Source organism: Lysinibacillus telephonicus (assembly GCF_003966145.1).
In the GTDB taxonomy this organism is placed as follows: domain Bacteria; phylum Bacillota; class Bacilli; order Bacillales_A; family Planococcaceae; genus Ureibacillus; species Ureibacillus telephonicus.
Genome location: NZ_RXNR01000017.1, coordinates 34007 through 59734 on the forward strand (window position 1 = coordinate 34007; position 25728 = coordinate 59734).

General features: G+C 35.6%; 18 protein-coding genes. 17 read left to right on the forward strand and 1 reads right to left on the reverse strand.

Annotated elements, in window-relative coordinates:
• Nucleotides 1–2 precede the first annotated feature (2 nt).
• From gatB to rlmD, 7 genes are all read left to right on the forward strand, one after another.
• Nucleotides 3–1448: an Asp-tRNA(Asn)/Glu-tRNA(Gln) amidotransferase subunit GatB gene (gatB, locus tag EKG35_RS07895; protein WP_126293899.1), complete on the forward strand. Its 1446-nt coding sequence runs from the start codon at nucleotides 3–5 to the stop codon at nucleotides 1446–1448.
• A gap of 151 nt (nucleotides 1449–1599) precedes the next feature.
• Complete coding sequence (locus EKG35_RS07900; protein ID WP_126293900.1) at nucleotides 1600–2163, forward strand: thioredoxin family protein; 564 nt, start codon at nucleotides 1600–1602, stop codon at nucleotides 2161–2163.
• Between the two features lie 114 nt (nucleotides 2164–2277).
• Nucleotides 2278–3204 carry a diacylglycerol kinase gene (locus EKG35_RS07905; protein ID WP_126293901.1) on the forward strand — a complete coding sequence of 309 codons (927 nt, stop codon included), beginning with the start codon at nucleotides 2278–2280 and terminating at the stop codon, nucleotides 3202–3204.
• A 294-nt stretch (nucleotides 3205–3498) separates the two neighbouring features.
• Nucleotides 3499–4845: a cytochrome ubiquinol oxidase subunit I gene (locus EKG35_RS07910; protein ID WP_126293902.1), complete on the forward strand. Its 1347-nt coding sequence runs from the start codon at nucleotides 3499–3501 to the stop codon at nucleotides 4843–4845.
• The gene (locus EKG35_RS07915) at nucleotides 4842–5867 is read left to right on the forward strand and encodes a cytochrome d ubiquinol oxidase subunit II (RefSeq protein ID WP_126293903.1); all 1026 of its coding nucleotides are present in this window, start codon (nucleotides 4842–4844) and stop codon (nucleotides 5865–5867) included. The genes EKG35_RS07910 and EKG35_RS07915 overlap by 4 nt, the downstream gene beginning before the upstream one ends.
• Nucleotides 5868–5879: 12 nt before the next feature.
• Complete coding sequence (cydS, locus tag EKG35_RS21600; RefSeq protein ID WP_400195155.1) at nucleotides 5880–5984, forward strand: cytochrome bd oxidase small subunit CydS family protein; 105 nt, start codon at nucleotides 5880–5882, stop codon at nucleotides 5982–5984.
• An 810-nt stretch (nucleotides 5985–6794) separates the two neighbouring features.
• The gene (rlmD, locus tag EKG35_RS07920; RefSeq protein WP_126293904.1) at nucleotides 6795–8171 is read left to right on the forward strand and encodes a 23S rRNA (uracil(1939)-C(5))-methyltransferase RlmD; all 1377 of its coding nucleotides are present in this window, start codon (nucleotides 6795–6797) and stop codon (nucleotides 8169–8171) included.
• Between the two features lie 500 nt (nucleotides 8172–8671).
• On the opposite strand, the gene EKG35_RS07925 is transcribed toward rlmD, so the two are convergent.
• Nucleotides 8672–9052: a hypothetical protein gene (locus EKG35_RS07925; protein ID WP_126293905.1), complete on the reverse strand. Its 381-nt coding sequence runs from the start codon at nucleotides 9050–9052 to the stop codon at nucleotides 8672–8674.
• Nucleotides 9053–9500: 448 nt separating this feature from the next.
• Between EKG35_RS07925 and EKG35_RS07930 the strand changes: the two genes are divergently transcribed.
• The 10 genes from EKG35_RS07930 to brxL all read left to right on the forward strand — a co-directional run bounded on the left by EKG35_RS07930 (nucleotide 9501) and on the right by brxL (nucleotide 25720).
• A complete protein-coding gene (locus EKG35_RS07930; RefSeq protein ID WP_185807679.1) occupies nucleotides 9501–9935 on the forward strand; it encodes a helix-turn-helix domain-containing protein in 435 nt (144 codons plus the stop codon).
• A 414-nt stretch (nucleotides 9936–10349) separates the two neighbouring features.
• Nucleotides 10350–11447, forward strand: a complete 1098-nt coding sequence (locus EKG35_RS07935; protein ID WP_126293906.1) for a hypothetical protein — start codon at nucleotides 10350–10352, stop codon at nucleotides 11445–11447.
• A gap of 157 nt (nucleotides 11448–11604) precedes the next feature.
• The gene (locus tag EKG35_RS07940) at nucleotides 11605–11847 is read left to right on the forward strand and encodes a TIGR04540 family protein (RefSeq protein WP_246020257.1); all 243 of its coding nucleotides are present in this window, start codon (nucleotides 11605–11607) and stop codon (nucleotides 11845–11847) included.
• Between the two features lie 26 nt (nucleotides 11848–11873).
• Nucleotides 11874–12470: a DUF1819 family protein gene (locus tag EKG35_RS07945; protein WP_126293908.1), complete on the forward strand. Its 597-nt coding sequence runs from the start codon at nucleotides 11874–11876 to the stop codon at nucleotides 12468–12470.
• Between the two features lie 3 nt (nucleotides 12471–12473).
• Nucleotides 12474–13040, forward strand: coding sequence for a DUF1788 domain-containing protein (locus EKG35_RS07950; RefSeq protein ID WP_126293909.1), 567 nt, complete (start codon nucleotides 12474–12476; stop codon nucleotides 13038–13040).
• 19 nt (nucleotides 13041–13059) lie between these two features.
• On the forward strand, nucleotides 13060–16632 hold the full coding sequence (gene brxC, locus EKG35_RS07955; protein WP_126293910.1) for a BREX system P-loop protein BrxC: 3573 nt from the start codon (nucleotides 13060–13062) through the stop codon (nucleotides 16630–16632).
• A gap of 11 nt (nucleotides 16633–16643) precedes the next feature.
• On the forward strand, nucleotides 16644–20129 hold the full coding sequence (pglX, locus tag EKG35_RS07960) for a BREX-1 system adenine-specific DNA-methyltransferase PglX (RefSeq protein WP_126293911.1): 3486 nt from the start codon (nucleotides 16644–16646) through the stop codon (nucleotides 20127–20129).
• Nucleotides 20130–20201: 72 nt separating this feature from the next.
• Nucleotides 20202–21038, forward strand: a complete 837-nt coding sequence (locus EKG35_RS07965) for an abortive infection family protein (RefSeq protein ID WP_126293912.1) — start codon at nucleotides 20202–20204, stop codon at nucleotides 21036–21038.
• A gap of 47 nt (nucleotides 21039–21085) precedes the next feature.
• Complete coding sequence (gene pglZ, locus EKG35_RS07970; protein ID WP_126293913.1) at nucleotides 21086–23644, forward strand: BREX-1 system phosphatase PglZ type A; 2559 nt, start codon at nucleotides 21086–21088, stop codon at nucleotides 23642–23644.
• Nucleotides 23645–23662: 18 nt separating this feature from the next.
• Nucleotides 23663–25720, forward strand: coding sequence for a protease Lon-related BREX system protein BrxL (gene brxL / locus EKG35_RS07975; protein ID WP_126293914.1), 2058 nt, complete (start codon nucleotides 23663–23665; stop codon nucleotides 25718–25720).
• Nucleotides 25721–25728: the final 8 nt, after the last annotated feature.

A 25728-nucleotide genomic window follows, 5' to 3' on the forward strand; every position in this document is an offset into this window, starting at 1 on the left:
TTATGAACTTTGAAACAGTTATCGGTTTAGAAGTACATGTTGAGTTGAAAACAGATTCGAAAATTTTCTCTCCAGCACCAAATCACTTTGGTGCTGAGCCAAATACAAATACAACAGTAATCGACTTAGGTTACCCTGGTGTATTACCTGTATTAAACAAAAACGTTGTTGATTTTGCTATGAAAGCTGCCCTTGCACTTAACATGAAAATCAACCAAGAAACAAAATTTGACCGTAAAAACTATTTCTATCCAGATAATCCGAAAGCTTATCAAATTTCTCAATTTGATAAACCTATCGGCTATGATGGCTGGATTGAAATTGAAATTGAAGGCACAGATGGTCAACCAGGTTATACGAAAAGAATCGGTATTACACGTCTTCATATGGAAGAAGATGCTGGTAAATTAACACATGGCGACGGCTACTCACTAGTTGACTTCAACCGTCAAGGTACGCCGCTTGTAGAAATCGTATCTGAGCCAGATATTCGCACTCCAGCAGAAGCGTATGCTTATCTTGAAAAATTAAAAGCAATTATTCAGTACACTGGTGTTTCTGATGTTCGTATGGAGGAAGGTTCACTTCGCTGCGATGCAAACATCTCTATCCGTCCTTATGGCCAAAAGGAATTTGGTACTAAAACAGAGCTTAAAAACTTAAACTCTTTCAACTTTGTACGTAAAGGTCTTGAGTATGAAGAAGTACGCCAAGCTGAAGTATTAATGTCTGGCGGAGAAATTAAGCAAGAGACACGCCGTTTTGATGAGAAAACGGGCAAAACAATTTTAATGCGTGTTAAAGAAGGAACAGACGATTACCGTTACTTCCCAGAACCTGACTTAGTTGATCTTCATATTGATGATGAATGGTTAGAACATGTACGCCAGTCTATACCTGAACTACCAGATGCTCGCAAAAAGCGCTATGTTGAACAACTTGGCTTAAACGATTACGATGCAAGTGTATTAGTAGTTAACAAAGAGATTTCTGATTTCTTTGATGAAATGGTAGCTCAAGGTGCGGATGCAAAACTTTCAGCAAACTGGTTAATGGGTGACGTTTCTGCATACTTAAATGCTGAGCAAAAAGAAATTGGACAAACTGCATTAACACCAGAAAACTTAGCAGGTATGGTGAAATTAATTGCAGATGGTACAATCTCTTCTAAAATTGCGAAAAAAGTATTTACAGAACTTGTGAAAAACGGTGGCGACGCTGCGAAAATCGTAAAAGACAAAGGATTAGTTCAAATTTCTGATCCAGCAACGTTATTAGGTTTTGTAACTGAAGTGTTAGATGCAAATCCACAATCTATCGAAGACTTTAAAAACGGTAAAGACCGTGCGATTGGCTTCTTAGTAGGTCAAATTATGAAGGCTTCTAAAGGGCAAGCAAACCCACCAATGGTAAATAAAATCTTGCTAGAAGAAATTAATAAACGATAACGTTTATGTGCGCCCATAAGTAGCAATGCTTAGCTTATGGGCGTTTTTTCATCTTAAGCTAAAGCAGAAATGTAACTCAAAAATCAAATCAATTGTAATTATCTTATCCCACATGCAAAATGGAATTATTAAGAAATTGGAGGGATACCTTTTGAAAACAGAACAACAGTATTTTGAAGAATCGATGTCCATGGCAGAATATATGGAACAAATGACAACAAACTTAAAAGAACCAAGTTTTGAGGTTTACAAAAACTTCAACGTGAACCCAGAAGATAAAGTATTCCAATTACTAAAAGAGAAAAAACCTCACATTCTAGCCATCACAGAGGACTGGTGTGGAGATGCAATGCTGAACAATGCAGTCATTCGAAAAATTGCAGAGGAAGCAGACCTCGACATACGATGTGCTTTCCGTGATGCAGATACGGATTTAATTGACCGTTATTTAACAAATGGAGGAAGAGCGATTCCGATTTATCTATTTTTAAATGAACAAGGTGAAGTAATTGGAAAATGGGGTCCACGTGCACCAGAGCTGCAACAATTAGTAGTAGATATGAGAGCAGAACTGCCTGAAAAAGAAGACCCAACATTTGAAGAAAAGCAAAAACAATTGTATACTTCTTTGCAGAAGAAATTCGTAATAGACCCACAATGTGCACAATGGGTTTATGAAGATATGAAAGCTGTTATTACGAAAACGCTGTCATAAAAAGATAAGGTGAAAGTTCTCTTCAATGCTTTAATAAAATTTTTTTAGCCTGGAGAGAACTTTCCTTTTATTAATTGCGTTTTATACATAAATAAGTATAGGATGGACGATACGATGAAAAGAGCAAGAATCATTTATAATCCAACATCAGGAAGAGAGCTTTTTAGAAGACACTTACCTGAGGTGTTAGAGAAACTAGAAATCGCAGGCTATGAAACATCTTGCCACGCAACAACTTGTGAAGGTGATGCAAAAAAAGCAGCTGCTAATGCAGTTGAACGTGGCTTTGATATTGTAATTGCTGCTGGTGGGGATGGTACGTTAAATGAAGTAGTTGCTGGAATCAGCCCATATGATAAAAGACCAAAACTAGGTTTAGTACCAATGGGAACAACTAATGATTTTGCCCGTGCGCTGCACATTCCTCGAAAAATTGATGAAGCAATCGATATTATAGTCAAAGGTGATACAATACCTGTAGATGTCGGTTTAATAAATAATGATCGCTATTTCATTAATATTGCAGCTGGAGGACGTATTACTGAGCTAACCTATGAGGTGCCAAGCAAAATGAAAACGGTCCTTGGGCAACTGGCCTATTACTTAAAAGGAATTGAAATGATTCCATCAATAAAAGCAACAAACATGCGAATTGAATATGATGGAGAAGTATTTGAAGGCGAAGCAATGATGTTCTTATGCGGCCTGACAAATTCTGTGGGTGGCTTTGAAAAAATAGCACCTGATGCAAGTATTAACGATGGTTTATTTACGATGATGATTTTAAAAAAATGTACGATTGCTGATTTTATCAAAATTGCATCACTCGCATTACGAGGTGAGCATTTAAACGATCCGAATTTAATTTATAGAAAAGCAAGTGTAGTAAAGGTGTCTCCAATGGCAGAAGATGAGACAATTCACATCAATCTTGACGGCGAGTACGGTGGAGATGCACCAGTTACCTTTACAAACCTAAAACGACATATTGAAGTCTGTGCTCCAATTACTGATATTCGGGAATTGGATAGAGTTGAATAAAGTAGGTTACCTATATAAACGTTGGAAAATACCGACGATTATATAGGTTTTTTTATTCACATTTAATGTAAATATGAGTCCGAAACCAATTACGCAAAGACGTAATTGATTTGGATTAATTCTTTGTTTTATTTTCGTTCAACAATTGTATAAATGGGTATACTAAAACGCAAAGGAGCGTTTAATCATGTATAAAACACAAGAAAAATGGCTAATTTACTTAAGCTTTGGAGTTGCACTGATCATGCTTCTATCCATCATTGGAAGATTATTTTCTAGTTAGGAGGACTTATTTTGATTAACGAGTCAGCAGTGTTTTGGAGTCGAGTACTAACTGAAGTGACACTGTCGTTCCATATTATTTATGCAACTATTGGTGTAGGAATTCCGCTAATGATAATGATTGCTCAGTGGGTAGGCTATAAAAATAACGATGAACATTATATTTTGCTTGCAAGAAGATGGACGCGTGGATTTGTCATTACAGTAGCAGTAGGTGTTGTAACAGGAACGGCAATCGGGCTGCAGCTTTCTTTATTATGGCCCAACTTCATGGAATTAGCTGGACAAGTAATTGCTCTTCCACTATTCATGGAAACCTTTGCATTTTTCTTTGAAGCAATTTTCTTAGGCATTTATTTATATACTTGGGATCGATTTGATAGTCAGAAAAAGCATATGCTTCTTCTTATCCCAGTTGCAATAGGTGCATCGATGTCCGCAGTTTTTATTACTATCGTGAATTCTTTTATGAATGCACCGCAAGGATTTGAAATTTTAGATGGAGAACTTGTGAACATTCAACCATTAATTGCAATGTTCAATCCGGCAATGCCAACAAAAGTTGCACATGTATTAGTGACAGCCTATATGACCTCCGCCTTTATACTTGCATCTATTACAGCAGTCAGATTTTTAAAAGGATCTGATCATATTTATCATAAGAAGGCGATGTATTTATTGATGAAGTTAGGGCTCATTTTTTCAATAGCAAGTGCACTAATTGGAGATTTCTCAGGGAAATATTTAGCAGAATATCAGCCTGAGAAACTTGCTGCTGCAGAATGGCATTTCGAAACGGAAAAGGGAGCACCACTAACGTTATTCGGGGTGTTGGATGGCGAAGAAATTAAATATAAAATTACGGTTCCTTATGCTTTAAGTATATTGGCTCATAGCAACCCAAATGCTGAAGTAATTGGGCTAAATGAGTTTCCAGAAGATGAAATTCCGCCTCTCTACATTCATTATTTGTTTAATATTATGGTGTTTATTGGAATGCTTATGGTACTCGTTTCGCTTGTGTATTTAATGGCGAAATCACGTCGTTGGGCATTTATCAAAACGAAATGGTTTAACTGGGTTGTTGTTTTGGGAGGACCTTTATCAATAATAGCTATTGAAGCTGGCTGGTGGCTAGCGGAAGTAGGTAGACAGCCATGGATATTACGAGGTCTAATGAGAACAGAGCAGGGGGCAACAACAAGCGACAATGTAGACCTTATGTTAGTACTATTCTGTATTTTATATCTCGTATTAGGAATAGGAAGCATCATTGTATTAAGAAGAATGTTCCGTTCCAATCCAATTGAAAAAGAAATTGCGGATCGAGAGTCTGAGAAGGGTGGCATAGCGCGATGAATCTTGAAATATTAGGAATTTCGGTGTTATGGATTTTTCTTTTCGGGTATGTCATTGTCGCTTCGATTGATTTTGGAGCGGGCTTCTTTAACGCGTACAGCTTGTTGACGAATCGTTCACATATTTTAACGGAGATTATTAAACGATATCTGTCTCCTGTTTGGGAAGTAACAAATGTATTTCTTGTTTTCTTCTTTGTAGGGATTGTGGGCTTCTTCCCACAAACGGCCTTTTATTATGGGACGGTCTTACTCGTTCCGGTGAGCATCTCGTTGATTTTATTAGCGGTACGAGGATCCTATTACGCCTTTGAATCATATGGCTCGACTGGACATAAAGGGTATGCGTTTGCATATGGCGTTGCAGGTTTACTAATTCCAGCATCTCTTTCGGTTGTTTTAACAATTTCTGAAGGTGGATTTATAGAAATAGTAAATGGAAAACCAGTGCTCGATTATTGGAAATTATATACGAATCCACTCTCATGGAGTATTGTTCTTTTAAGCATAGCTGCCGTATTGTATATTTCAGCCGTTTTTTTAACGTGGTATGCATGGAAGGCAAAAGATAAAAAAGCATCGGACTTAATGCGAAGATATGCTCTAATTTGGGCTGCACCACTAATAATTACAGCAGTTGGAATAGTAATAGAAATGCGCGGTCATAATGAAGAACACTATGAAAGAATGGTATCTCTATGGCCTATGTTTGGATTGTCAGGCATTCTTTTCTTATTAACGGTTTGGTTTATTTGGAGGAAGCGCAATTACGGCTTGTCAGTAATTTTACTTATTCTGCAATTTGCACTTGCCTTCTTTTCATACGGAGCTTCACATTATCCATATTTGTTGTATCCATATTTAACAATTCATGATGGATTTACAAACGAGGAAATGGCAATAGCTCTTGTCATTGCATTTATTGCAGGTCTATGTTTACTGCTGCCATCCATTTATTTATTGTTCAGATTGTTCTTGTTTAATAAGGATTATGTGACTGGTGAACGAAACGATCATGCATAGGAGGAATGAACAATGAATGATTTTATGATTTTCGTAGCACCATTTATAACGGTCATCATTTCGATTGGGCTAGCTTTTTATGTAGCACCGAAAGACGGGAAGAGTAAGTCTGATTAATAGAAATATGATTAATTGAAGCTGAAAATTTTAATCTCGAATGAAGTTGAGGATTTTTTCCGTGCTTTTAGTGTTTTTTACGCGGTATCAGGCAATATTTACGCGGTTTATATTTTTACGCGATTTCATGCGGTATTTACGCACTTCAGTTAAATATTTACGTGCTTTTAAGAATTTTTTACGCGGTATCAGGCAATATTTACGCGGTTTATATTTTTACGCGATTTCATGTGGTATTTACGCACTTCAGTTAAATATTTACGTGCTTTTAAGAATTTTTTACGCGGTATCAGGCAATATTTACGCGGTTTATATTTTTACGCGATTTCATGTGGTAATTACGCACTTCAGTTAAATATTTACGTACTTTTAAGAATTTTTTACACGGTATCAGGCAATATTTACGCGGTTTTTATTTTTACGCGATTTCATGCGGTATTTACGCACTTCAGTTAAATATTTACGTGCTTTTAAGAATTTTTTACGCGGTATCAGGCAATATTTACGCGGTTTATATTTTTACGTGATTTCATGTGGTAATTACGCACTTCAGTTAAATATTTACGTGCTTTTAAGAAATTTTTACGCGTTATCAGGCAATATTTACGCGGTTTCAAATTTTTGCGTGATTTCGTAGACAATTAATTTATCCGTTTTCATAAGTACTTCGTTTTCGGTGCAGAAATACAACTAAACCTCAATTTATTGTTGAGGTTTCTTGTATTTTACTCCACTCCGTTTCCCAACTTAAAAATAGAAAAACTTTTCATCCCCATGATACAATAGAAGAACTGAAATGGAGGACGGAACATGGTAGCACCAGTGAAGAAAAATGATCGAAAAACAGTTTATATAGAAGACTTAACACATGATGGGAATGGAGTCGCTAAAATTGACGGTTATCCGTTATTTATTCAAGGCGCTCTTCCAGAAGAAACTGTAGAAGTCCACGTATTAAAAACATTGAAAAACTACGGCTTCGCAAAAATTGTAGACATTCTTAAGGAATCGCCTGATCGTGTAAAAGCGCCATGTATTTACTTTGGAAAATGCGGCGGCTGTCAGCTTCAACATCTATCATATGAAGGTCAGCTAAAGTGGAAAGAAAATATGGTTCGAAACGTTATGAAACGAATCGGTAAAATTGATGCACCAGTACTTCCAGTGAAAGGGATGCAAGATCCGTGGAATTACCGCAATAAATCACAAATTCCATTTTCTATGACAGAAACAGGCCCTATTGCTGGCTTCTACAAATCAAAAACACATGAAATAGTCGACATGGAGCGCTGCTTAATTCAAGTAAGCGAAGCAGATGCAATGATGGCCAATTTGAAAAAGGAATTAATGGAGATTGGCGTACAGGCATATAACGAACAATCACATCAAGGAATGCTGCGGCATGTCGTTGTTCGAAAAGGGCGGGCAACTGGGGAAGTGATGGTTGTGTTAGTAACGAATAAGCACAAATTCCCACAAAAAGAAGCAGCTATTGAATTAATTCGCAAGCTTGTTCCAAATGTAACGTCAATCGTTCAAAATATAAATATCGAAAAAACCAATGTTATTCTTGGAAATGAAACTGTAACACTTTGGGGCAAAAATTTTATTGAAGATACAATTGGCGGGGTTCGATTTGAAATTTCAGCTCGCTCATTCTACCAAGTAAACCCTGTGCAAACAGAAGTGTTGTACAAGCAAGCATTAGATTACGCACAACTAACGGGGGATGAAATTGTGATTGATGCATATTGTGGTATCGGGACTATTTCACTTTTCTTAGCACAAAAAGCAAAAATGGTAATGGGTGTTGAAATTGTAGAGCAAGCCATTGAAGATGCAAAGCGTAACGCAGAATTGAACGGCTTCACGAACACATATTTCGAAGCTGGTCCAGCAGAAGAAGTCATCCCTCGTTGGTATTCTGAGGACAAAGAAGCAGATGTACTTGTTGTCGATCCGCCACGTAAAGGGTGTGATGAGGCACTTCTAACAACGATTATTGAGCAAAAGCCAAAACGAGTAGTTTACGTATCATGCAACCCAGCAACACTTGCAAGGGATTTGAAAATTTTAGAAGATGACGGTTATAAAACTATGGAGATTCAGCCTGTGGACATGTTCCCGCAGACGACACACGTGGAAGCGGTCGCACTGCTGGAGTTAAAATTTGTAGACAAGCAATAAACTCCTGTACTTTATAATAAAGTCGCATCATCCAAGTTCGCTCGTTTAAAATAAAGTCTTGTATCCTAAATCGCTGTAACCCTTGTCACTACTGACTTTCTTCAATATGAAACTTACAGAACTATTTTTTAAATCGAAAAAAACGAGAACAAAAAGCGTGAAAATAGGGTAGAAAAACGGTCAAAACGTGATCGAAAATGTGTGAAAATGAGGGTAAGATATGGTGACTTTATTTTAAACGGCAACGGTGGAATGCGGGTTGGCGGGGTGTGAAGATGGGGTGAGTTTATTTTAAATGAACATAGTAATAACAAAAAAAGAGAAAAAAACTATTTAGATTTTTCTCATTTTTGTTAAGGTATAAGGATTAAAGGGATGAATTAAATTTATAATGCTTCTTTATAAATAATGAACCTAAATTTAAAAAGAGCATTCAAGAACCGAAGCTAAAATGAAAGCTTAAAGGTAAACCTTCGGTATCTTTATGCTCGTAAAAGGTATCATGTAGTTGACTGTGTTAAAGTATCTGACTGTCTAATAAAATTAGTCTTATCAATTAATAATCCGCCATGCTCAATAAGCTGAACTTCTTTGAAAAATTGTGATTTGTTTTTGTTATACATATCAAACAATGTAAAGAAAGCTTTAGCCTGTAATTTGAACAACGGACCAAATTCTTTATCATCATGAGATAAAGTTAAACAATAATTGGTTTGCTCATCTTCATCTAACCCGATAAAGAGTGAGGGTCCTGAATCATTTAGCAATTCAATTAAACCATTTTTATTTAGGATACTGTACTCTCTCCAGTCACATACTTTGACAGTGAATACATTCTTAGTAGAGCTATGGTAACTAAACGTTTTAATTTTAGAATTCATTTTTTGAAACCTCCAATATATATGCTATTTTGCTAATTCTAAACAACTTATTATAATAATAAACGAAATCATTATGCTGTTGAGAATAGATGTTATGGGAAGAATATGTTGAAAAGAGCATAAAAAATGTTCATATAACCAATATCATTACCTCTGATTTGGAAGAGCTTAATTACTGGAGACAGAGTGATTGAATAGATGAATAAATTTACTTATAATAAAATGGATACGATATTGCGAGTATCGTATCACTAACCGAACTGTTTGAGTTCGGTTCGGCAAAAGTAGATCCATTTAAAGAGCTACCCTCTTCCAGGCTTCGGGTAGTTCTTTCTTTTTTTCTATCTTGTGTTATTAAAAAACATCTCCTATCTATGATAATAAGGATCAGTCGATCATAAAACAGGATTTCCGTTTTGGAAAAACGTGAATGAGGAGATGATTGTTTTTGAAGAAGGAAACACAACAAATGACTGATGATTTTGGGAAAATGTTAAAAAGATTGAGGGTAGAACAAGGGCTTTCCTTGAATGACCTTTCAATTAAAACAGGCATCTCAAGTTCTTACATCAATAGACTTGAACAATCAAAAAGAAAGTCTGTGAGCTTCGGGAAGCTTGTGGCACTCTCAGAAGCATTAGGAGTTGAGCCATGGGTTCTTGCAGGTTCAAGTCTCAACTGGAGCAAAGGCGAGACAATAGGTTTAAAGGAATTATTATTAAATCACCAAGTAAAGTATAATGAGAAATTACTAAGTTCAGATGTTAAGGAAATACTACTTGAAATTCTTGAAGCTATTCTCGATGCCGAATGGTCAAAAGAAAGCATTCTATCTGATCTCCAAGAAATCGGGGAATTGATCAGCGAATTAAAGGAGATTTAATTCTTCGGCGGTAACAGGCTTACTGTTGCCGTTTACATATGGAATAGATATAAGTTATTAATGGTATAAATATAAACTTCATATAAAATATAGATTTCTCCGATGCAAGGAATATAGAACTATATTTAACATATATAGAAAGTGTATAGATGTTATCCATATGATTTTCAAGTCTAATAAACGTTTGTTTAGAATGCTTGACTATAGCCAATAACCCATTTATAATTCACAGAAAATAGCAAAATGAGGTGAATTATATGGTTTTTAGGAACCGAAAAAAGGACAATTTTATAAGTAAAAGGCAAAGCACTTACCGAATGTGTTAAGAATCTTGGTAGGTGCTTTTTTCATGTATTTATTTTTTACCAAACCCAAAAGAGAAGGAATAATTAAATTGTGAAAGGGTGGAGTGTCATGAGTAAGAGTGGTACGAAGAAAGAAAATTTACTTTCAATATTCTTGAAGGAGAACCCGCAATTGCTTTCAGATGCACTTGGATTTCAGGTAGACAATTTGGTTTTGGAACAGAGACATGCTCATCGCAACATAGATATTCGAGCGGTGGATTCTAAACGAAGAATTCCTTTACTTATTGAAGTTCAGCTCACGAAAGCTAATACCGCATATTTGAATCGAATGTTAGAAATGATTGAGAGATATAATGAATCGGTTATAGTATGGATTGCAAAGTCATTTGATGAAGAAATTTTGGATGAATTGAGGAAGTGGTTTTCATTACATCAAAAAGAGTTTGTTGATTTTTATGCCCTTTCGCTTCATGAAGATACCATCGCTGTATTGGAAAAACTAAATGAAATGTATCGTTTGGATATATATAAGAACTTTTATCTGTTAAGGGAACTGAATCCCCTGCTAAATACTGAATTAGTGAACCACCAAATTCATCCATCGCATTGTGGGCAGATTAATACAATTCCATCACCACCTGATTTTGATCGAACTGAAGATGTAAAGCGAGCAATGTTACAAGTATTGCGTAGCAAAATACCGTATTTTCTTAATTTTCATTACGATAAAAAGACAAATCGAAATGATCGAATCCTTACTTGCGGTGCGGGCAAAACTGGGATAATTTATAGATGCTCTGCACAGGATGTTCGGAATCTTGCATTTGTCGAGCTATACTTCGACAAAGCAGAAAAGGATTGGTACGAATCATTTAAAGGTATTGAAAAGGAACTTGTTGCAACTATTCACAAGGACTTGTGCTTTAGGAAAAGGAGAATTGGGGTCTATTTCAAGCCAGAGGAAGGTTATGAACCAACCTTTGAGAAAATTGCGGAAGTCTTTCAGAAAATGATAGATGGATTCTCCCCTTTTATTCTTGGAAGAAAAGAAATTGGTATGGCTGTTTCAGAAAAGTATCATGAAGAGTATATAATGAAAAAATTTGTTCAAGTTCCAATCGAGTTACAAGAGCAACCATTTCCAACTGAAGAAAGTTACAGAATTGAAATGGAGGAATTATCCGAACTGTTGTTAACAAAGTAACACCATAGAAGGCTTCATATCGTTGAGATGTGAAGTCTTATTTGTTTTTTGTAGCATTTTAGGAGAATAAGTCGAATGCCCAGGATAAAATTGAATTAAAGATAGAGTAAGAGTAAAATAAGAGTTAAGTGAAATTCGATTGTACGAGGTGAACTTCGTGGAAGTAAGGCTTTTTTACCGCACTCAACGTGATTTAGCGACAGCTTTAAACAAGATAGTTGATGCATATTGGCAGGAAGAAATAAGGGAAGATGAACTTATCGAGGGCATAAAGAGTATGTACGAACATAATCAGGAGAAGCTGATAAAGAATAATGAGTTTACCAAGGTGATTCAACAGCAAAGCGGAAAAAGACGATTAGCGGTAGTTGGAAAAATTTTAGAAAAAGAAATAGGTTAATAGTCTTGTGTGAAAGGTATGATTAGATGGCAATGGATTTAGAATATTCTTCAAGTTTAAATGGTGCTTCCTTTTTATTATTTGAACTAAAGCAGGTCGCAAAATTGAAGCGAATGGATTTAACATCAGAAGAAATTAGAAGAAGGGTGATTGAAGAGAACCTCTTCCAATTTGAGAAAAAGGGAAGAATTAATCGGACATTACCTTCCATTATGAGGAGATTGGAAGTAATAGACCCTGTATTAGCAGATCTAATGGTAGAGGGTTCAATTGAAATAAGTAAAGTAATTAATTTGTACGCCATTATGAAAACAGATTTACTGTTCTATGAATTTATGAACGAAGTCATAAGCGAGAAATTTCGTCATAATGATTACCTCATTGAGAAAAAAGATATGAACGTATTTTTTACTGCAAAAGCTGAACAAAGTGAAAAGGTTGCAAGTTGGAGTGCTATTAATACGGAAAAGTTGAAACGGGCATTTATGCAAGTACTTTATGAGAGTGGACTATTAAAGGAACGGCGTGGCAACGAGTTAAATCGCCTTATCATTGATCAGCAATTAAGAGAGCATCTAATCCATATTGGTGATGCACAGTATGTCCATGCGATGGGAGAGTAGAATATGACAAACATCAATGCCAGACTGGATAAAATTATTCCTAAAATAAGAGAGGACAAGTTCATTGAAGGAAGAGGACTTGGCAATGAAATAAGCTTCTATGTTTTTGACTATGAACCTGAATATGAATTAAAAGTCAGAGATTATGTGAAGCACATAAAAAAAGAATTTTCTTATGAAGGTACGAACAGACGAATAATTGAGTTTGATCTATACAAAATGCTCATTGAAATAACAAAAGAAAAGAGAATTTTTGATCGGATATTTGAGATGGAGAAAAGGCAAGGAAAAGATTCACTGTTCAAAGCAATGACAACCTTTGCAAAGCCAGATGTTTTTCTGCAAAAAATTAAGGAGCAGATTGAAGACCATAATGTTGTCCTCTTGACAGGAGTAGGGAAAGTATACCCGTTCGTACGGTCACACAATATTTTGAATAACCTTCAAGAGGTATTGGATAAAACACCCGTCATCATGTTTTTTCCAGGTCAATATGACGGTCAATCACTTCAATTATTTAGCAAAATTAAAGACGATAACTACTATCGTGCATTCCGCTTAGTAGATTAATGGAAGAGAGGGAAATTGGATGCTACTAAAAGAGATGTTTTTAAAAGATATTGAACGTGATATTCGTGGGGTTATTAAAGTCGCTCAAACAAACGAAGCGGATATTTATCAAGAATTAGACGAGTATGTTGTAACACAAGAATTACATAAACATTTTTCTAAGTTTTATGAAAACTATTTAAAGGGAGTCCAAGGTAATACGGACAAAATGGGTGTCTGGATTAGCGGATTCTTCGGTTCGGGTAAATCACACTTCCTTAAAATCCTTGCGTACCTTTTAGAAAACAGAGCAGTTCAAGGAAAGAAGCCAGTTGATTTCTTTGAAGAAAAAATAAAAGACGCTCTTGTGTATGCCAATATGAAGCGTACAGCAGACGTGGATACAGAAGTTATTCTATTTAATATTGATTCGAAAAGCTCTTTAGATAATAAATCAAAAGAAGATGCAATATTACGTGTGTTCATGAAAGTGTTTTACGAGCATCGTGGCTACTACGGTGACATTCCAGGTGTTGCTGAGATGGAAAAGTATTTAGATAAGCAAGGTGTTTACGAAACATTTAAGACTGAATTCCATGCTCTTGCGGGTGAAGCATGGGAAGAACGTCGAAACAGTTTCTACTTCGATGCAGATTATGTCATTGGAGCATTAGTAAAAGCGACAAACATGACAGAAGAATCTGCACGTAATTGGTTTGAAAGTGGAGTTAATAATTTTGAAATTAGCATTGAGAAATTCGCAAAAGATGTAAAGGAATACATTGATAGTAAAGGTCCAAATTTTCATCTGGTGTTTTTAGTTGACGAGATTGGACAGTACATTGGGGATAACCGTAACTTGATGCTGAACTTACAAACATTAACGGAAGATTTAGGGACATATGCACAAGGTAAAGTATGGATTATGGTCACTTCTCAAGAAAGTATTGACTCAATTATTAAAGTCAAAGGGGATGACTTTTCACGTATTCAAGGTCGTTTTGACACACGATTATCCCTATCATCTATCTCAGTTGATGAAGTGATTAAAAAGCGTATTTTAGAAAAATATCCACATGTGTTGGACAAGTTAAGAGCCGATTATCCGAATAAAAGTGCTATCTTGAAAAATTTAATTAGCTTTAAAGAAAGTACAGCAGATCTTCGTGGTTATGAAGATGATATGGAATTTGCCGAAGTTTATCCGTTCGTACCGTATCAATTTAAGCTACTACAAAACGTGTTCGAACAAGTACGAAAGCATGGTTCTTCTGGAAAGCACTTATCTGAAGGGGAACGTTCGATGTTATCCGCATTTAAGGAAGCGGGACTTCAATATAAGGATGCAGAAGAAGGTTCTCTCATTCCGTTCTATGCATTTTACGATACGATCAAAGAATTTTTAAATCCTTCTATTTCAAGGGTAATCGAAGGGGCAAGCATGAATCCTGCTTTAAAAGATGATCCGTTTAACATTGATTTGTTAAAAGTGCTGTTCATGATCAAGTACATTAAAGAACTTCCAGCAAACATTGATAATATCGCTACTCTTATGGTCACACATATTGACGAAGATAAATTGGAGTTAAAAGAAAAAATCAAAGTGGCACTACGGAAGTTAATGTCACAAACATTGATTGGAAAGAACGGGGACAACTACCTATTCTTAACTGACGATGAACAAGATATTAACCGAGAAATCAAGCAGTTGAATGTTGATGAAAATTTGGTAAAACGTGAATTAGCCCAATATATCTTTAATGATCTATATGAAGAAAAACGTTTCACTTATTCAAAACAATATTCTTTCTCTTACAATCAAGTAATGGATGAAAAGCCTTATGGCAATCAAACGTCAAACATCGGTATTCAAATCTTGTCACCACTATCAGACCATTATGCTAAGTCTGACCAAGAGCTAATGATGATGTCATCAGGCAATGGGGAAACGATATTGAAACTGGGTGGCAACGAAGCGTATGTTGAGGAAATGGAAGAAGCGTTACGTATTGAAGAATATCGCAAGAAAAAGAACATCACACAATTACCTGAAAACATCCAAAATATATTAAATAACAAACAAGCTGAAGCACGTGAAAGAAGACGACGAGTGCGAGAATTGTTAGAAGAAGCGATCAAAGACGGTGCATTCTTCGTTAACGGCGACAAAATGGATATTAAAGGCTCTTCCGTAAAAGAAAAAATAAATACGGCATTTAAGCATTTAGTCGATAACGTCTACACGAAATTAGGCTATGTGAAAGATCATTTGGAAAATGAACGAGAACTCATTTCTATGTTAGCTTCGGATGAGCAACAAATTTCCTTTGACGAACAAATGATTCAAAGTCCGAATGACCTTGCGAAAAGTGAAGTTTATGAATATATCGACTTGCAGGAGCAATTGAATAAACAAGTCCGAGTGAAACTTGTGTATGATCGTTTTGTAGACAAACCTTATGGCTGGAAACAGCTTGATATAGCAGGTCTCCTTGCACAATTGCTAAAAGAGCAACGCATTCGCATTCGTTATAATTCGGAGTATTTAGAGCCAGAAATCGACACAAACAAATTATTGACGGTTTTCGGAAAAACAACGGAAGCGGATAAAGGAATCATTACAAAACGAGTGAAAGTGGATGAAGCCCTTCTTCGTACTGCGAGAAGAATTTGCAAAGAAGTATTTAATACAACGGATTTAGCAGATGATGAAGACGGTCTGGCAAAGGATATTCGTTCGCTTATTGCTAAGCAAGTAGATGAAATCAATTCTTTCAAAGCACGTTACGAAGGTAGAAAATATCCTGGCTTGAGTTTATTAAACAAAGGCTTAGAATACTTCGAACAATTTAACAATCAATTGGATAACGCCTCTTTCTTCTTGAAACTGAAAGAAATGGAAGATGATTTAGCAGATTGGGAAGAAGACATTGTGTATGTAAAGAGCTTCTTCGAATCGAATCAAAAAGATATTTTCGACCGAGGATTAGCAGGACTTGTAAAGTACGAAGAAAATAAATCGTACTTATCAGGTGACGAAATAGAAAAAGCAATGCATCAACTACGAAATATTGTGGAAGATCCAATTCCTTATAAAAACATTAAAGACATCCCTGATTTACTTCACGAATTAGAGCAACAAATAGAGGCTGTATTAGTAGAGAAAAAAGCAAATGCCAATGAAAAACTACAAGCCGATTATAATGAATTAGTTCTACAGGCTACGCAGTATGGTGTTTCAAATGAAACGAAACAACGAGTGGAACAATACTATCAAGGATTAAAAGGAAGTATTGAGCAGTTTACCGATATTTTCAAGGTGGATGCAACGATTTCGCAAAGTAACAGTTATAAAGAAAAGACACTGAAAGAAATACGACAAGAAATTGCAGAATGGCAACGAAAAAAAGCAGAAGAACAAAAGAAAATTGCAGGCACAGTTGTAGAGCCACCAATTGAACCAGTAGTTCAGAAACAGACAGTGAAAGCAAAAGAGCTTGTGACGGTGAAAACATTGTCGACAGAAGAAGAAGTCGATTTATACATCAATACGCTCTCCCACAAGCTAAAGCAAATCATTAAAGCAAATAAACAAATTGAGTTTATTGAATAAGGGTGAAATAGATGAATAAAAGTGCATTGAAAAAGTTTGCAACGGAAGCACGAATAGAGTTGCTGGAAAAAGTAGAACTACAAGCAAGAAAAATCGGGATTACCGCTGAATCTATTCAAAAAGCGAATGTAGAAAGCTCCGACGCCGTCTTTATCGACGGCAGACAGCTTTCGGATTTGGAAAGACGACAACGAAACAAACTTATTGCTCGAATTAACGAAATTGGTTTTGAAAGAGTTATGGAAGAAACAGCATACACATGGTTTAACCGTTTCATTGCATTACGTTTCATGGAAGTGAATGACTACCTTCCAACAAAAGTACGAGTTTTGTCATCATCAAATAACGACAGTGCTGAACCAGACATGATGAAAGAGGCTCTGTCTCTTGATTTAGAATTGGACAAAGAGTACGTTTATGATCTGAAAATGAACAACAAAACAGACGAACTGTTTAAGTACCTCATTAAAATGCACTGTAACGATTTGAATCGTTATATGCCATTTATGTTTGAAACACTGGAAGATTATAAGGAAATCTTATTCCCAGAAGGGTTACTTGGTACAGATTCGTTTGTACGTCAAATGACAAATACAGATGTCATAGCAGAAAGTGACTGGGAAAATGTCGAGATTATCGGATGGTTATATCAATATTATATATCAGAGGAAAAAGATGAAGTTTTTGCTAACTTAAAAAAGAATATTAAAATTACAAAAGATAAACTTCCTGCGGCCACGCAATTATTTACACCAAATTGGATTGTACGTTTTATGGTAGAAAACTCTTTAGGTCAAATTTGGTTGGAAAGCTACCCGAATAGTTTATTAAAAAATCAGTGGAAGTATTTTATAGATGAAGCACAACAAGAAGAGGAAACAAAAAAACAACTTGGAGAAATCCGTTACCAAAATGTAAACCCTGAAGAAATTACTTTCCTTGACCCTTGTTGTGGAAGTGGACACATTCTCGTATATGCATTTGATGTATTTTACGAGATGTATCTTGAAAAAGGATATATGGAAAATGAAATACCGCAATTAATCTTAAGTAAAAATTTATTTGGTTTGGATGTAGATGATCGTGCAGTTCAGTTAGCTTCATTTGCGGTCATGATGAAGGCAAGAGAGAAATCACGTAGAATTTTTAGAAATGCCATTAAACCAAATATTTATGCAGTACAAGAAAGTAACTGGTTAACTGATGAAATGATTGATAGTATTGCTAATAATAATGATGAAGTAAAAGAAAATTTAAAGGTTATTAAAGATACCTTTATCAATGCCAAGGAATACGGTTCATTATTAAGTGTAGATAATTCTAATTTTGATTTATTAAAAAATTACTATGAAAAATATAAATCAGAGGAAGTTAATCTATTCGAATTTATAGACAAAGAAGTTGTAGTACAAAGACTTCCAACACTAATAAATCAAGTAAAATTATTAAGTAAAAAGTACGATATTATATGCACAAATCCACCGTATATGGGTAAAAGTGGTATGAATTCAAGTTTAGTAAAGTTTCTTGATAGTAATTATCCTGATTCCAAGAATGACTTATTTGCAACATTTATTGAAAGGGGATTCGGATTACTAAAAAAACATGGTTTTAACAGCATGGTAACGATGCAATCTTGGATGTTTTTATCAAGCTACGAAAAGCTTAGAAAGAAAATTATAGATCAAAAAACAATTACAACTTTATTGCATATGGATAATATGGTAATGGGAATCGCTTTTGGAACATCGGCTACAGTTTTTAGAAATGTGCAAATTAAAAAGTACAAAGGCAACTATACGGAAGTAAAATACAAAGATATTCAATTAGGAGAAAGACCGAAGAAATTCCCTATTTTAGAGAATCGAAATAGTGCAGTATCTGTAGAAAATTTCAATAAAATTCCAGGTAGTCCAATTGCATATTGGGCCAATGAGTCACATTACGAAGCATATGGGAATGCAAAATTACTAAAAGAGATATCAGAAATAAAAAAAGGTTTAGCAACAGGAAATACAGATCTATTTATTAAATATTGGTTCGAAGTACCGTATCATAATATAAGTTTCGATAAAAATGAAAGTAAGTGGTATCCATGTCATAAAGGTGGTGGATATAGAAAATGGTATGGCAACTTGGAAAAAGTTATTTATTGGGAGAATGATGGTTTTGAAATAAAAAATTACAAAGATAGTAAAGGTAAGTTAAAATCAAGACCCCAAAATCTTGAGTACATGCTTCGTAGAGGGATAACTTTTTCAAAGATAACATCGTCGGGTTCAAGCTGTCGTTTAATGACTGGAAAAGAGTTTTTTGATGATGCTGTTCAAGGAATTTTTATAAACGACGATGAAGTTTCGGTGGAATATTTGTTAGCGGTGTTAAATTCCTCTGTTATTGCTGAATTTCTCAAAATACTAAATCCAACATTAAATAAACAAATTTATGATTTAGAAAGAGTTCCTGTCATAATTTCTGATAAATACGACCAAATTTTAGACCTGGCAAATAAGGCGATAGAAATATCGAAAAATGAATGGGATGAAAGGGAAACATCCTGGAACTTTACCACACATTTGTTTAATCGCCAGTCAGTGAAAGATTTAAAAAGCTATTTTGAAAACTTAAAAGCTCTACATGCTACAAGAAAGTCTAAACTGTTAGAAATTGAAAATGAAATAAACAATATTTTGTTGGAGTCTTATAAAGTAAATATAAATAAAGATTACGATTCCCTGCAAGATGAAAGTTTTGATAGTGATGAAATTGTAAATCTAAATGAAAAAGATACAATTATTGGATATATATCTTATTTTATTGGTATAACTTTCGGTCGGTATTCACTCGACAAAGAAGGTCTAATTTACGCAGGGGGTAAGTTTGATCCATTACAATACAAAACGTTCCCAGCAGATGAAGATAATATTTTGCCAATATTACCAGGTGCGTATTTCGAAGATGATATTGTAACAAGATTTATAGATTTTGTACGAGTAACATTTAGTGAGGAAACGCTTAAGGAGAATCTTGATTTTATTGCGGATGCTATTGGTCGTAAAGCTAATGAAACAGCAAGGGAAACATTGCGTCGTTATTTCCTAAATGATTTCTATAAGGATCATGTCCAAGTTTATAAGAAGCGACCGATTTATTGGCTATTTACTTCTGGTAAAGAAAAGGCGTTTAATTGTCTTATTTATATGCATCGTTACGATAAAACAACGCTGTCTCGTATTCGTACAGATTATTTACATGAAGTGCAAATACGAATGGATGCTGAGAAGAAAGATTTACTGACAATCATTGAAGGTGACTATTCAGCAAAAGAAATTAGCAATGCGAAAAAAGAGCTGAAATCACTTGATAAAAAAATCGACGAGTTAAAAGCTTATGATGAACTATTACACCACATGGCAGACATGCAAATCGAAATTGATTTGGATGATGGTGTGAAAGTAAATTACGAGAAGTTTAAAGGTTTAGTGGCGAAGATTTAATATGTAGTAGTAAAGTGTCTGTGTCATAGACATAGGCACTTTATAATTAGATTAAGGCTTGGGGGATGTTAGGTGGCGAACTTATCATATAGGGAGAAGTTGTTGTTCGAAGGGTTATTCGGTATGGATTCTGGTTATGTGTTGGATTTTAGTAATTCTACTTTTGCAAGATTTATTGCAGAAACGATAAATCTTGATATTTATGATGGAGACGGATATCAAGAGTATTGTTCAAAAGCCAATAAATTACGACAGATATGGTCCAAAGAACCTAATGCAGTAGTCGGGAAGCTAATGGATGAATTACTAAATTATTATGAAGATTATCATAATAGAATGGCAGAACCGTTATCTGAACAACAAATTAAAACAATTAACGAATTACGAACTGTAACTAAGAAGCTGATGGGAACAGATATTACAATAAATTTACCCCATAAATCTGAAGAGACTTTGCAAACACTCATGGAAGATATCAATGACTCATTGTCACGAAACAAACCTACCTTAGTTCTTGATAGACTGCATACATTTGCTACAAAGTTATTGCGTCAAGCATGTATTGACAACGATATCAACGTCTTAGATGGAAAGGGTAATTATTTACCTTTACATAGTCTTGCGGGGATGCTCAAAAAGAAATATGAAAAAGATCAAATTTTTGAATCATCCTTTACGTTAAGGGCATTGCAAAATAGTATTTCATTATTCGATAGTTACAATGATATACGAAATACAAAAAGCTATGCACATGACAATGAAATCTTAAATTCAGTCGAAGCAGACTTTGTTGTTAGGGCAATGGCAAACGTAATAACCTTTATTGATAAGATAGAAACGAATAGAAAAAAAGTTGATTCTCAAAAGCAAAGTGAAGCTGATAATGTTCCTATTGAATTACCTTTTTGATTGTTAGAGAAGCAATGATAGATATTTGGAATTGTGAGGTGAATAGAATGAATATTACCCAAATAGTTTCTGCCCTTCAAGATATTTTCAGCGAACCGTTAAAGGATGGAGAGCAACGAAAAATTGTCTTTTGGGTGGATAAGGATCAAGAGTTTATTGAGGAAATTGATCAATTGACAATGGATGGAGTTAAAGTCCAAACATTATCGGAAAACAATCAATTTTATATGAAGCATTTATTAGAGGAAGAAGATCCATCTTCTCATTATTTGATATACACAACGTTAGAATTGGGGTTAGAAGATAACTGGTTAGCAGATACGGTGTACTATTCGAAGACGTTTTATGCAGATCGGATTTCACTTATTTTAGCTGAGCTTCAAATAGATCCATCTCTACGTGGGGTTATTAAAAAGTATGAACGTTTCTTCCATAACAAGGAACGATATCGTAAGTTTCAAGCATTGGGTATTGAATCATACAGTGAAGAAATGATTGAGCTGGCGATTATGAGTGTGTTATGTAACGTGAAAGTTCCAGATTTTGAAGAAGTGTTAAAGACTGTACTAATGGATACGCTGGAAGATAGTGATAATAAGTTTTTAACTCAGATGGACAAGTTTTTCGATATAGAAGTATTTTGGGAGTATGTATTTAAACAGTATGGCTATGAGCGTGAAACAAAAACATTAAAAACATTGTTTATACATATGGCTGTTACGGCATTTAGCCATTCTGTTAATGAGCAATATTTGACGAGTTTAAAAGACTTTATTGCTGTGCGTAATCGAACGAACTGTCTTGTATTCATCGACCATTGGATGCACCATAAAACTGATGATGAAGTGTTCGATGAGTATGTCGAAATGGCAGAGAAAGAAATACAGATTTCTCGTGTATTACAATCGGTTCCAATCGAAGAGTTAAAAAAAGCAGAAACATTTCCCTATATCGACAGAGCGATCATTATATATATTGCCAATAGCTTACTTGAGAAACTCGAAGATTATGAAGAGTACACGAAATTAATTAAGCTAAGACGGGCAAAACACTTTTACGAACGATTTGCTAATATCTATGAGGCACTTTTTTATACCGTTAAAATGCAGGAATTTTATAAAGAGTACCAACATGGAATTCCAACAGGTCGAGCAATAGATATTTATGAAGCATATCAGAGTAAGTATTATCTGATGGATACGTATTATCGTAAGTTTTATGTAGCCTATGATGAAGAAAGCAATCATGAAATACTGAAGAAATTAAAAGAAGTGGTGGAGCATCTATATACGCATTGGTTTATGGGCGAATTAAGTGCGAACTGGTCGCAAGCTGTAAAGGCAGAAATGACGGAACAATGGTCATTACCAGGTGTGTTAAACCAACAGCAGTTTTATTCTTCCATTGTAGCTCCGCACATTCGAAAAGGTGAGCGAGTATTCGTCATTATTTCCGACGCATTTCGATATGAAATCGGGGTAGAACTAACAGAACGTTTAAACGCTGAAACGATTGGTACTTGTGATATCCAATCGACGCTTGGAGTGCTTCCTTCTGTTACGAAGTTAGGTATGGCATCGTTGCTCCCACACAAATCCATTGATATTGATTCGAAGGGGCAAGTGTTCGTCAATGACCAGGATTCATCTGGTCTGGAAAACCGTAAAGCCATAATTGAATCAGCAGTTGAAGATAGCTTGGCAATTCGTTTCCAAGATGTTGTGAATATGAACAAAGCTGGAAGACGTGAAACATTTAAGGGTAAGAAACTGATTTACATCTATCACGACTCAATTGATGCAATGGGTGATAAAGCATCAACGGAGATTTATACGTTTAATGCAGTAGAAAAGGCACTGGATGAACTATCTACGCTTATCAAAATTATTCGTGACGACCTTTCTGGAACGAACATTTACATTACTGCTGATCATGGCTTCCTGTATCAAAGAGAGCCTTTAGAGGAAAGTGATAAAATCGAGAAAGTTCAGTTGGAAACGATTGAAGTGAAACGTCGGTACGCTTTATCTAAAGAAAAGCAGGACATTCCAGGACAATTAACAATTGATTTGGCTTCTGTTATTAAAAATGAACAGCAACTATACGCTTATGTACCGAATGGAATTCTTCGCAATCGTATGCAAGGTTCAGGGGTGAATTTTAATCATGGTGGAGCAAGTTTACAAGAAATTGTTGTACCTTTACTATCATTCAAGAATAAACGTGCTGGCCAAAAGGGAGTCCAAGCGATTTCGAAAGTGGACATTAAACTAACAAGTACGACTCAGAAAATAACAAATAGCATCTTTAACTTAAACTTCTTCCAAACAGAAAAAGTAGAGGAAAAAACAAAACCTCGCACTGTTGTCGTTTATATGGCTGACGAAGAAGGGAACATACTCTCAAATGAAGAAACCATTATTGGTGATCGTTCATTTGATAATCCTGCCGACCGTACATTCAAGATACAGTTTGTATTAAAAAGCATTCCGTATGATCGGAATAAGACCTATTATTTAATCATCAAAGATAGAGAAACAGGAGTAATTACAGAAAAAGTTCCGTTCACGATTAACTTGGGAATTGTCGGTGATTTTGATTTCTAATAGATTGGAGGGGTGAGAATGGATGAAAAAGTAGAGGAGACAATGACACTTGATCTTGATAAAAAGTTAAATAGTGTCTTTGCAGGTCGAGTTGTTCGTAAAGATTTGACAAAGCTCATTAAAGAAGGGGCAAACGTTCCTGTCTATGTGTTGGAGTATCTTCTCGGTATGTACTGTGCTACTGATGATGAACAAAGTATTCTTGAAGGCGTAGAACGTGTTAAAAAAATCTTATCGGACAATTTCGTTCGCCCTGACGAAGCAGAAAAAATAAAATCACGTATTCGAGAACTTGGTCAATATTCCATTATTGATAAAGTAACTGTTGCATTGAACCCGAAAATTGATACGTATGAGGCGGAATTTTCGAATTTGGGCTTAAAAGGAGTACCAGTGCCAGCAAGTTATGTGAAAGAGTTTGATAAACTACTTGTGGGCGGTATTTGGTGCATGATCAAGCTTGATTACTTTTATGATGAAGAAGTACGGAATATGAGTCCGTTTACAGTGAATAACTTAAAGCCAATTCAAATGCCCAATATGGACATTAACGAGGTTTTTGAGGGCAGAAGGCAATTTACGAAAGAGGAATGGATAGATGTATTAATTCGTTCTATTGGAATGGAGCCAACACAATTAGAAGAGCGTGTGAAATGGCATCTATTGTTAAGACTCGTTGCTCTTGTAGAAAATAACTATAATATGTGTGAATTAGGTCCAAGAGGTACGGGGAAATCCCATGTTTACAAAGAAGTTTCACCAAATTCAATTCTTGTATCGGGCGGTCAATCGACAGTTGCCAACCTCTTCTATAATATGTCTACAAGAAAAGTAGGACTTGTTGGGCTATGGGACTGCGTTGCCTTTGATGAAGTAGCAGGAATTCGTTTTAAAGATAAAGACGGTATTCAGATTATGAAGGACTATATGGCTTCGGGTTCTTTTGCAAGAGGGAAGGAAGAAAAAGCCGCCTCTGCCTCCATGGTATTCGTGGGGAACATCAACCAAAGTGTAGACACGTTAATAAAAACATCACACTTATTTGCACCATTCCCACCTGAAATGGCAAATGACACAGCGTTTTTTGACCGTATGCACTATTATTTACCAGGTTGGGAGATACCGAAAATGAGACCTGAATATTTTACCGATAAATATGGTTTCATTGTGGATTATATCGCTGAGTTCTTTAGAGAAATGCGGAAGCGTTCATTTGCGGATGCGATTGACCGTTTTTTCAAACTTGGAAATAACTTAAATCAACGTGATACAGTAGCGGTTCGTAAAACAGTTTCGGGATTAGTTAAATTAATATACCCTAATGGTGAATACACAAGGGAAGATATTGAAGAAATTTTACAATATGCCTTGGAAGGTCGTCGTCGTGTGAAGGAACAGCTCAAGAAAATAGGGGGCATGGAGTTTTATGATGTCATGTTCTCGTATCTTGATAAAGAAACGATGGCTGAGGAATATGTCACTGTACCCGAACAAGGTGGTGGAAAACTAATCCCCGAAGGCTTAGGTAGACCAGGACATGTATATGTAGTTGGACATGGTAATTCTGGCATGATTGGAGTATATAAGTTGGAAAACCAAGTCGTATCAGGGACTGGGAAATTTGATAAATCTGGTGTCGGCTCGCACCGAGAAGCAAAGGAAAGCCTTGATACAGCATTCCGTTTCTTTACAGCAAATAGCAAGTCAATAAGCAACACTATCAGCACAAAGACGAAAGATTACTTGATGCATATAAGTGACTTACAAGGAATTGGATTGACGGATGAATTAGGGGTAGCTGAACTAATTGGGCTATGTTCAGGAGCTTTAGAAAAGCCAGTACAAGAATCCTTAGTTGTTCTCGGATCTATGACAGTGGGAGGCACAATTTCGAAAGTCGAAGAGTTTGCGAACATGTTGCAAGTCTGTGTTGATGCGGGAGCAAAAAGAGTGTTAATCCCAGCCATTTCGATTGTTGATTTACAAACAGTGCCATCAGATTTATTAGTAAAAGTCCAACCAATCTTCTATTCTGATCCAATTGATGCTGTGTACAAGGCATTGGGGGTAAGTTGAAACGGTTT